The 6,531-nt window shown below is 71.5% G+C and carries 6 protein-coding genes; 3 read left to right on the top strand and 3 right to left on the bottom strand.

The genetic code is table 11. From position 1 onward, the window contains the following. Positions 1 to 2,312: sensor histidine kinase (locus tag KBX53_RS17950; protein WP_210860488.1), on the bottom strand; the 2,312-nt coding region annotated here is incomplete at its 3' end. A gap of 502 nt (positions 2,313 to 2,814) precedes the next feature. Here KBX53_RS17950 and KBX53_RS36405 point away from each other — a divergent pair. Continuing rightward, positions 2,815 to 3,108 (top strand): hypothetical protein, encoded by a 294-nt coding sequence (locus KBX53_RS36405; RefSeq protein ID WP_245233532.1) that lies wholly within the window; start codon positions 2,815 to 2,817, stop codon positions 3,106 to 3,108. Positions 3,109 to 3,110: 2 nt separating this feature from the next. On the opposite strand, the gene KBX53_RS17960 is transcribed toward KBX53_RS36405, so the two are convergent. After that, a complete protein-coding gene (locus tag KBX53_RS17960; RefSeq protein WP_210860490.1) occupies positions 3,111 to 4,184 on the bottom strand; it encodes an adenosine deaminase in 1,074 nt (357 codons plus the stop codon). 271 nt (positions 4,185 to 4,455) lie between these two features. Between KBX53_RS17960 and KBX53_RS17965 the strand changes: the two genes are divergently transcribed. Next, a complete protein-coding gene (locus KBX53_RS17965; RefSeq protein WP_247675800.1) occupies positions 4,456 to 4,704 on the top strand; it encodes a MarR family winged helix-turn-helix transcriptional regulator in 249 nt (82 codons plus the stop codon). A gap of 1 nt (position 4,705) precedes the next feature. Beyond that, positions 4,706 to 5,755, top strand: coding sequence for a putative RNA methyltransferase (locus tag KBX53_RS17970; protein ID WP_210860492.1), 1,050 nt, complete (start codon positions 4,706 to 4,708; stop codon positions 5,753 to 5,755). A 2-nt stretch (positions 5,756 to 5,757) separates the two neighbouring features. On the opposite strand, the gene KBX53_RS17975 is transcribed toward KBX53_RS17970, so the two are convergent. Next, entirely contained in the window at positions 5,758 to 6,438 is a 681-nt protein-coding gene (locus KBX53_RS17975) for a DUF4272 domain-containing protein (RefSeq protein WP_030329040.1), read from the bottom strand. Positions 6,439 to 6,531: the final 93 nt, after the last annotated feature.

The raw sequence follows: 6,531 nt of genomic DNA on the forward strand, positions 1-6,531 counted from the left end.
GTCCCCTGGCCGTTGGCCGACCGGGGGGTGAACCCGTCGCCGCCGTTCGTCCCGGCCGCGCCGGTCAGATCGGACCAGGCGGGCATCGAGCGGTACGTACCACCGTTGGCGGGGGTGCCGGCGCCGTTGCGCGACGCGGGCTCGAACGGACGGCCGCCCAGGGTGACCTGGTTGCCGGACGACTCGCTGGGGCGAGGGCCGTTGCCCAGGGCGGGCAACGCGCCGAAGACCGGCGTGGGCCCACCCGACTGCGGACCACCGAACTGGGGTGCACCGCCCGCCGCCGGCAGCGCCGGAGGCTGCTGCACCCGGCCGGACAGCGCCCGGGGCACCAGGACTGAGGTAGGCAGGGTCACTTCGGCGACGGTGCCGCGGTCGTTGCCGGGGCGCAGCTCCACCCGGACCCCGTGCCGCGACGCCAGCCGGGCGACCACGACCAGGCCCATCATCCGGGACACCGCCACATCCACCTGGGGCGGCGTCGCGAGCCGCTCGTTCAGGTCGTGCAGCTGCTCGGCGCTGATGCCGATGCCGCGGTCCTCGACGTACAGCGAGGAACGGTCGCCGACCCGGCGGGCCTCGACCATGACCTGCGAGTCGGGCGGGGAGAACGCGGTGGCGTTGTCGAACAGCTCAGCGACGAGGTGCACCAGGTCGTTGACCGCGTGCGCGGCGACCTCGATGTCCCGGTCGATGACGCCGAACTCGATCCGGGTGTAGTGCTCGACCTCGGACTGCGCGGCGCGCAGCACGTCGATGAGAGCGGCCGGCTCACGCTGCACACGGGTGGAGTCGGCGCCGGCGAGCACCAGCAGGTTCTCGTCGTTGCGGCGCATCCGGGTGGCGAGGTGGTCCAGCTGGAACAGCTCGGCCAGCCGGTCCGGGTCTTCCTCGCCGCGCTCCAGCCGGTCGAGGTGCCCGATGAGGCGGTCGACCAGGATCTGTGAACGGCGGGCCAGGTTGACGAACATGGTCGCGACGGAGGCGCGCAGTGCGGCCTGCTCGGCGGCGGTACGGACGGCTTCCAGGTGGACGGCGTTGAACGCCTCGGTCACCTGGCCGAACTCGTCCTTGCTGCGCACCGGTAGCGGCTCGGCGATCTGGTTGGCCAGCTGCACCGGGGACAACTGCCCGACGACCTGCGGGTCGCGCAGGCGGGCCACCGCCTGTGGCAGGCCGTACTGGGCGACGGAGAGCGCGCCCTGCCGCAGCTCACGTAGTGAGCGGGCCATCGAGCGAGCCACCAGGTACGCGAAGAGGATGGCCAGCAGCAGCATGCTGAGCAGCAGGCCGGTCTCCAGGAAGACCTGGCGCTGGACGTCGGACCGGAGGTTGTCGGCCTGGTTGACCACTTCGCCGTCGAGTTTGCGCTCAACGGTGCGGATCAGCTTGGCGTTGGCCGTCATGGCGGCTTCCCACTGGTCCGGGCCGAACGGGGCGCCACGCATGTCGCCGGTGGTGTTGCCGTCGATCCAGCCGGTGTAGTTCTGCGCCTGCCGGCGGTCGCCGCCGGCGACCGTCTGGTCGTGGAACTTCGCGTCGTCCGGGGTGGCCACGGCCTTGAAGCTCTGCAGAGCCTGCTGCTGGCCGGTGTCACTGGCGACGTAGTCCCTGCGCAGTGCCGGGGTCAGGCGCTTTCCGCCCTTGACGCCCAGCGCACGGTGCACCACGACCCGGCGGGCGGCGAGGAACTCCTTCTCCCGGGCGACCGCCGCGGCGGCGCGCATCCGGTCGCTCAGCTGGTTGTCACCGGCGAGCTGCGTGGACGAGTCACGGATGGCGAGCAGGTCACTGATCAGACCCTCGTACGCCTGCACGGTCTCGGTGAGCGCGAGCTTTCCGTTGAACACCTGGCTGCGGACGCCCGACAGGTCCTGCAGGTTCTGGTCGATGCTGTCGAGCAGACCCTCCAGGCTGCTCGGCAGGTCCTCGATCTCGGCCCGCTGCTGCCGGTAGGGGGCAGCTTCCTGGTCGACCCGGGAGTTCACCCGGTTGTAGGCCTCCTGGTACTGCGCCGTCGGCTGCGTCCCGTCTGCGCCCAGCAGCAGCACGGCGGCGGTCCGCTCGTCCTGCAGGGCGTCGACCAGGTCACCCGAGTAGCTCGACAGGTTGGCCAGGTCGCCAGCTCGGTTGGCATTGTTGAGCGTCTCCAGGTGGTCGACAAGACCACTGGTGCCCACCACGACCGTGGCGATGGTCGGCACGATCATGATGAGACCGAGCTTGGACCAGATCGGCATGTCCCGGAGCCGGCTGGCCGGCCGGCGCAGCCGCGACAGGAAGGAGCCCGCCGTCTTTGGCCGTTTGCTCACGTCACCGCCCTCGCGATTACAGCTTGAACGCGTTGCCCCGGGCAACGCCCAGCGACCGACCCGGCGGGTCGGACCCCCGAGATTCCATCACGCCGGTCGACAAGAAGAAAGCCCAGGTTGTCCCCAACCGAAGGTGTGATGAGATGTTGATGCGATTTGATAGCAGTCTGTCTGGCCGGAGTAACTGAAGGTAATGGAACATCCGCACCGCGTGGTCCTACTAGCCGGCCCTTCTGGGTCCGGAAAGTCGTACATAGCGCAGCAAACCGGCTTGCCGGTGCTCTGCTTGGACGACTTCTACAAAGACGGCGATGACCCTACGTTGCCGCTACGAAACGGCCAGGTGGATTGGGAATCGCCGCAGTCGTGGGACGCCCCCGGTGCGGTGGAAATCATTGCCCGACTTGCCCGTGAGGGTCGAGCCGATGTGCCGGTTTATGCGATCGGCGCCGATCGACGGGTGGCCACCCGGCCATTTGATGTCGCCGGTTCGCCAATTTTCGTGGCCGAAGGGATCTTCGCCGCCGAGATCGTCGAGGAGTGTCGTCGACTCGGCCTGCTCGCCGGGGCGTACGCGCTGCGCCGCCCGCGTGGGGCGACCTTCCTGCGCCGACTCGCCCGCGACCTGTCCGAGCAGCGCAAGGCGCCCCGGGTGCTGATTCGGCGCGGGGTGGCGCTGCTGCGGGCCGAGCCCGCGGTGCTGCGTCGGCAGATGGGCCTGGGCGCGGAGGCGGCCCGCGCCCGGGAGGTGCTGAGCCGGGTGGCCAGCCTGCTCGCCGGCCACCCGCACGGCTGAGCTCAGGCCAGCAACTTCGCGTACGCCGGCTTGATCACCTCATCGATGATGCGCAGCCGCTCGTCGAACGGGATGAAGGCGCTCTTCATCGCGTTGATGGTGAACCACTGCAGTTCCTTCCACCCGTAGCCGAACGTCTCCACCAGCAGCGACATCTCCCGCGACATGGAGGTGCCGCTCATCAGCCGGTTGTCGGTGTTGACGGTCACCCGGAAGCGCAGGTCCCGCAGCAGGCCGATCGGGTGATCCGCGATCGAGTCCACCGCACCGGTCTGCACGTTCGACGAGGGGCACAACTCCAGCGGGATGCGCTTGTCCCGGACGTACGCGGCCAGCCGGCCGAGCGAGCCGTCGGGCGCGATGTCGTCGACGATCCGCACCCCGTGGCCGAGCCGGTCCGCTCCGCACCACTGGATCGCCTGCCAGATCGACGGCAGACCGAACGCCTCGCCGGCGTGGATGGTGAAGTGGAAGTTCTCCCGCTGGAGGTACTCGAAGGCGTCCAGGTGCCGGGTGGGCGGGAAGCCCGCCTCGGCGCCGGCGATGTCGAAGCCGACCACTCCGGCGTCCCGGTGCCGCACTGCCAGTTCGGCGATCTCCTGCGAGCGGGCGGCGTGCCGCATCGCGGTCAGCAGGGTGCCCACCCGGATCGTCAGGCCCGCCTCGACCGCCTGCGCGGTGCCCTCGGCGAACCCGGCCAGCACCGCCTCGACCACCTCGTCCAGGCTGAGGTCCCGCTCCAGGTGCTGCTCCGGGGCGAAGCGCACCTCGGCGTAGACCACCCCGTCGGCGGCCAGGTCGAGGGCGCACTCACGGGCCACCCGACGCAGCGCGGGCGCGGTCTGCATGACCGCCACGGTGTGCGCGAACGTCTCCAGGTAGCGCTCCAGGGAGCCGGAGTCCGCCGCCTCCGCGAACCAGCGTCCGAGCGCCTCCGGGTCGGTGGTGGGCAGTTCGTGGCCCACCTCGGCAGCCAGGTCGACGATCGTCGCCGGCCGCAGCCCACCGTCGAGGTGGTCGTGCAGCAGCGCCTTGGGAACCTTGACGATGTCCTCGTACCGGATAGTTGCGACCATGCTCAGACCCTAGTCAGCGGCCCGGACGGACCGGGACGGGACCGGTCGGGTGTCACGGCCGCCAGCCGTAGACCCCGGTCCACGGCGAGGCGGATCACCAGTCGCCCGTCGGCGACCATGGCGGCCCGATGGCGGCGGGACGCGACGCCGGGCGGCGAATCGATGACGTGTCAACCAACCGCTAGACTCGTCAGGTGGACGCAACCCGGTGGCTGGCTGCACGCGAGGATTGCTCTGGTCGCGCAGCCGGCTCTCCCACCACCTGACCCGCATGCAGCAGCGTGGCCTGGTCACCCGCGAGGAGTGCGCCGACAACGCCCGCGGTTCGGTCGTCGTCCTCACCCCCGCCGGCCGGCAGGCCATCGAGACCGCCGCACCCGGCCACGTGGCCGCCGTCCGCCGGCACCTGATCGACCTGCTCACGCCTGCGGAGATCGACGCGCTCGGCGCGCTCACCCACCGGGTGGTCGACCACCTCGGCGGGCGGGCGCCCCAGCCCCGGCACGCTGCGGAGGCCTGACGTGGACCCCCGCATCCTCCACCGACTGCGCTGCCCGGTCTGCGGCGAGCCGCTGGCCGAGACGACAGCCGGCACCGCCAGGGCACTGCGCTGCCCGCGCCGGCACAGCTTCGACATCGCCCGCCAGGGGTACGTCAACCTGCTCGCCGGACGCGCCCCACACGCCGGCGACACCGCCGAGATGGTGGCCGCCCGCGCGGACTTCCTCGCCGCCGGGCACTACGACGTCATCGCCGCCGCCCTCGCCACAGCCGCCACGGACGCCGTCGGCCGTCTCGACGCTACGGACGCCCCACACCCGGCACCTACTCCGCCCACCCTTTGCTCTGCACCCGTCGAGGCGACGGTCTCCCCGCCGAGCCGTCGCCTCGGTGGGTGCAGAGCAAAGGACCCAACAGCAAGGGCAAAGGACCCAACAGCAAGGGCAAAGGACCCAACAGCAGAGGAACGCGTCGAGCCGCCGCCGGACTTCGGGGCGTACCCCCTGGTGGTGGATGCCGGCGCCGGCACCGGCCGGTACCTCGGCGCGGTGCTGGCGGCGCTGCCCGACGCCGTGGGTCTGGCTCTGGACGTGTCCAAGCCGGCACTGCGCCGCGCGGCCCGTGCCCACCCTCGGGCCGCCGCCGCGCTCGCCGACACCTGGCAACGACTGCCGCTCGCGGACGCCTCGACCGCGGTGCTGCTGAACGTCTTCGCCCCGCGAAACGGTGCCGAGTTCCACCGGGTGCTCGACCCGGCCGGGACGCTGCTGGTGGTCACGCCCGACACCGACCATCTCGCCGAGTTGGTGGATGCCCTCGACCTGCTGCGGGTGGACCCGGACAAGGCCGACCGGGTGACCGGGAGCCTGGGCGGGCACTTCACGCCGGCCGGCTCGGCCGTGCACCGGGCGCAGCTGACACTGACCCGGCCGGAGGCCGCCAGCCTGGTCGGGATGGGCCCGAGCGCCTGGCACACCGACCCGGACGCGCTCGCCGCCCGGCTGGCCGCCCTGCCCGAACCGGTCCGGGTGACGGTGGCGGTGCGGGTGGACGCATACCGGCCCCACTGACCTCAGGTCGACAGGTCGACCTCTTCCCAACCGGGCGGCTCGTCGTGGTACGGCCCCCGCAGGATCACCGCCCACTCCAACGCCCAACGCCGCTGCCCGATCGCGTTCGCGTCGACCAGGCCCGGCGCGCGCCGGCCGCCGCGCTCGGTCTCCAGGTACGCCCAGTCCAGGCAGTAGTGCAGGTCGAGCAGGGCGGCCGCGTCGGCCGGGTGCTGTGGCGCCGTGAGGATCCGGGAGCGCCAGTGCGGGAAGGTCTCCCCCTCGGCGATGTGCGGCAGCCGCTCGATCAGCCGCTCGTCGACGGCCAGGGTGGGGTCGAGCTGCTTGCTCAGGCCGAGCACCCAGGCCAGCGCGAAGAGCGCGTCGTGGTGCAGCACGAACGACCGGTGGTCGCCCTTGCCGCCCATCACGAACTGCCACTCCGGCGGGGTGACCATGTCGACCAGGTGCGAGCCGAGCAGCCAGCTCATCGCCGCCTGCGGGGGCATCCCGAAGCAGCGGGCCAGGATCAGGTGCAGCACCGCGATCCTCGCCTCGATCTCCCCGGTCGGGCGCAGGTCGATCTGGTCACCCGGTTCCCAGACGAGGGGAAACTGGGCCGGCGGCAACGGCAGGCCCAGCCGGGACAGCTCGTCCAGGCTCGCCTCGCGCACCTCACGTGGGTCGGGGGCAGCAACGCTCACGGCGGATCTTCCTGTCTGCTCGCGCCGGCGCAAGGCCGGTTGTCCCCCCTTGGCCTGCGACAATAGCGCTCCCAGGTGACTGGCACCACGCCA

Origin of the sequence: Micromonospora sp. M51 (assembly GCF_018070305.1) — a bacterium.
Classification (GTDB): Bacteria; Actinomycetota; Actinomycetes; order Mycobacteriales; family Micromonosporaceae; genus Micromonospora; species Micromonospora parva.

Coding starts and splice junctions, on each gene's coding strand:
- KBX53_RS17965 (WP_247675800.1), top strand. CDS start 4,456: ATGCAGCAGCGTGGCCTGGTCACCCGCGAGGAGTGCGCCGACAACGCC.
- KBX53_RS17960 (WP_210860490.1), bottom strand. CDS start 4,184: ATGGTCGCAACTATCCGGTACGAGGACATCGTCAAGGTTCCCAAGGCG.